1 pseudogene is annotated in these 275 nt (G+C 39.3%); it reads right to left on the reverse strand.

The features are described 5' to 3' along the window. Positions 1–58 precede the first annotated feature (58 nt). Positions 59–275, reverse strand: a pseudogene (locus tag ACX9YW_RS22985) (tRNA dihydrouridine synthase DusB); the annotation flags it as partial.

Here is a 275-nt window from a genome sequence, read left to right on the forward strand (position 1 = left end):
GGCGACGAACTCTTAATTGGTCATTCATTTCATTCTTTGCCAATTTTTCTTTCCTCCATTACTTGTTCAATACAGTACGTCTTGCTTTACGCTGAGCTTGACGTTTCTCATAATCATCAACAAAATTATCAAGTAAATCATAAACTTCTTGACGCGTCCAAACCTCATTTATTTTAGCACGAGTACGGGCTGAACGGGGAAGTCCTTTCAAATAGTATGCGGCTTGCTGACGAAATTCAGGAACTGCAACTTTTTCACCCTTTAACTTGACTAGC

It is taken from the genome of Pseudoneobacillus rhizolycopersici, assembly GCF_054786815.1.